Origin of the sequence: Streptomyces inhibens (genome assembly GCF_003389455.1) — a bacterium.
In the GTDB taxonomy this organism is placed as follows: Bacteria; Actinomycetota; Actinomycetes; order Streptomycetales; family Streptomycetaceae; genus Streptomyces; species Streptomyces inhibens.
This window is the reverse complement of the sequence record NZ_QUAC01000045.1, coordinates 1-2,751: the sequence shown is the minus strand read 5'-3', so window position 1 is coordinate 2,751 and position 2,751 is coordinate 1. Positions and strand designations below refer to the sequence as shown.

Below are 2,751 nucleotides of genomic sequence, written 5' to 3'. Positions count from 1 at the left end.
GCGCGCATGGGGCCGACGGTGTGGGAGCTGGAGGGGCCGATGCCGATGGAGAAGAGGTCGAAGACGGAGATGGCCACGGGGGCGGACTCCCTTGTCTGCTCGTGGTGGACGGTGGAGCTATGGGACAGGAGGTACGTTTCTGCGCCGATTGTCGAGCGTAACCCGGACCCGGCGCGGTGCCGTCAGACGGAAACCATCGGGCGTCCGTCATCGGGGGTAACAGGGGGTGTCGAAGCGGATACCGGGTCGGCGGGCGCGGGGCTGTGCGCGGGTTCCGCGTTGCCCGCCGCCCGGTCGGAAGCGTGGCCGTGGGTCCGGTCGAGCACCGGGTCGGGGCCCGGGAGCCCGGCCCGATGGGCCATGATCCCGGCGCGTACGGCCCAGAAGTAGAAGGCCGGCGCCGAGAGGGCGACCAGGGCGATGTCCAGGCCGCCGGGGATGATGCCGCGGCCGCCGAAATCCGGGCTGCCCAGCGCCGACAGGGCCGCCATCCAGACCAGGAAGAGGATCATCCACCAGGCCGGCGCGAACTGCCGCAGCAGCCGCGTCTCGCCCTTGCGCCGCAGCACCAGCGCCGCGATCGGCACGGAGACCAGCGTCAGCAGGGTCACCTTGCCGGTGTCGGGCCACTTCGACCAGTACAGGGCGCAGGCGGCGAAGGCGAAGGTCACGGGGCAGAGGATGGTGGCGGCGGGGAGCCGGAAGGGGCGCGGCAGATCCGGCTTGGTGTGCCGGAAAACACCCACCGCGATCGGGCCGATCAGATACGAGATGACCATGGCAGCCGAGACCACCCCGGCCAGCGCCTGCCAGCTGCGGCCGACGGTGACCAGGAGCAGGACGGAGAAGCCGAGGTTGAGCCACATCGCGGGGCGCGCGGTGCCGTACCGCGGGTGCACCGCCGCCAGCTTCCTGGGGAAGAAGCCGGTCTCGGCGAGATTGGTGACCATGTACGCGGCCGAGGCGACATTGGCGATGTTGGATCCGGCCGGTGAGATGAACGCGCCGAACTGCAGCATCATGACGACCCAGTGCAGCATCAGCAGCTGGGCGAGATCGGCGAACGGGGAGCTGAGGTCCACGCCCTGCCAGCCGCCCGCCCGGGCCAGCTGCTCGGGCGGCACCGACCCCAGGAAAGCGGTCTGCAGCGCCAGATAGATCACCAGGCCCAGCGAGAGCGCGCCGACCAGGGCGATCGGGATGGCCCGGCCCGGGTTCTTGGCGGCGCCGCCGAGGTTGACCACGGCCTGGAAGCCGTTGAAGGCGAAGACCACACCGCAGGTGGTGACGGCGGTGAGCACGGCCGGCCAGCCGTACGGGGCGAAGCCGCCCTGCGAGGTGAAGTTCGAGGTGTGGAAGCCGGACCCGATCAGCGCGAGCACGGCGAGCACCGGGATCGCGAACTTGACCAGGGTGAGGACGGTGTTGGCGCGGGCCAGCAGCTGGACCGACCAGTAGCAGGTCAGCCAGAGCGCGACGGTCAGGATCAGCGCCACACCGGTCCCGGAGAGGGTGAGGTGATGGCCGGCCGGGTCGACCAGGTCCTTCGCCCAGGCGAAGCCCCATGACGTCATGTACTGGGTGGCGGCGATCGACTCGATCGGGATGAGCGAGGCGACCGCGATCCATACCGCCCAGCCGGTGAGGAAGCCGAGGACCGGGCCGTGGGAGAGATGGCCGTAGCGGGCCATGCCGCCGGGGATCGGGTAGGCCGAGCCGACCTCCGCGTAGGACATCGCGATCATGCCGATGAAGACGGCGCCGATCACCCAGGCGACCAGCGCCGCGGGGCCCGCCACCTGGGCGGCGGCACCGGCGCCGAAGAGCCAGCCGGAGCCGAAGATCGAGCCTATGCCGATCATGATCAGGGCGAAGAGGCTGAGCCCCTTCCGGTCGCCCGCGCTCATGTCCATGGGGTGAGTGGTCCGTCCTGCCGTTGCCGATTGCCCCCTCGCCGTTGAAGGGCCGCTGCTGTCTGCCGCTGACACCTTATTTCTCGCGAATCATCAGAATTCGCCGCGATTTCACACAAGGGGGAGGGAAAATCGGGCATGCAGACCATGAGCCCGGGACCAACGGCCCCGGGCTCATGGCCCGTTCAGCCTTCGCCCGCCGGTCACCGGCGGTGCGAGGGCTCACTGCATGAGACGCGTCACAGCGACGGGTACAGCGGGAACTTGTCCGCCAGCGCCGTGACCCGGGCCTTGAGGGCCTTGGTGTCGTAGGTGGGCTTGAGTGCTTCGGCGATGATGTCGGCGACCTCGCGGAAGTCTTCGGCCTGGAAGCCGCGGGTGGCCAGTGCCGGGGTGCCGATGCGCAGGCCCGAGGTGACCATGGGCGGCCGGGGGTCGTTGGGGATGGCGTTGCGGTTGACGGTGATGCCGACCTCGTGGAGGCGGTCCTCGGCCTGCTGGCCGTCCAGNTGACCATGGGCGGCCGGGGGTCGTTGGGGATGGCGTTGCGGTTGACGGTGATGCCGACCTCGTGGAGGCGGTCCTCGGCCTGCTGGCCGTCCAGCTCGGAGTCGCGCAGGTCGACCAGGACGAGGTGGACGTCGGTGCCGCCGGACAGGACGGAGACGCCGTGCTGCTTGATGTCGTACTGGATGAGGCGTTCGGCGAGGATCTTGGCGCCTTCGAGGGTGCGCTGCTGGCGCTCCTTGAACTCCTCGGAGGCGGCGACCTTGAAGGAGACGGCCTTCGCGGCGATGACGTGCTCCAGCGGGCCGCCCTGCTGGCCGGGGAAGACGGC

Annotated in this window: 3 protein-coding genes and 1 pseudogene; all 4 read right to left on the bottom strand. The window is 70.0% G+C overall.

The genetic code is table 11. From position 1 onward, the window contains the following. Positions 1-77: serine dehydratase beta chain (locus DY245_RS06845; protein ID WP_147318329.1), on the bottom strand; the 77-nt coding region annotated here is incomplete at its 3' end. Positions 78-182: 105 nt separating this feature from the next. After that, positions 183-1,913 (bottom strand): APC family permease, encoded by a 1,731-nt coding sequence (locus DY245_RS06840; protein ID WP_128504565.1) that lies wholly within the window; start codon positions 1,911-1,913, stop codon positions 183-185. Positions 1,914-2,152: 239 nt separating this feature from the next. Next, complete coding sequence (locus DY245_RS06835) at positions 2,153-2,422, bottom strand: hypothetical protein (RefSeq protein WP_425329352.1); 270 nt, start codon at positions 2,420-2,422, stop codon at positions 2,153-2,155. A 1-nt stretch (position 2,423) separates the two neighbouring features. Beyond that, positions 2,424-2,751, bottom strand: a pseudogene (locus tag DY245_RS06830) (serine hydroxymethyltransferase); the annotation flags it as partial.

Coding starts and splice junctions, on each gene's coding strand:
- DY245_RS06840 (WP_128504565.1), bottom strand. CDS start 1,913: ATGGACATGAGCGCGGGCGACCGGAAGGGGCTCAGCCTCTTCGCCCTG.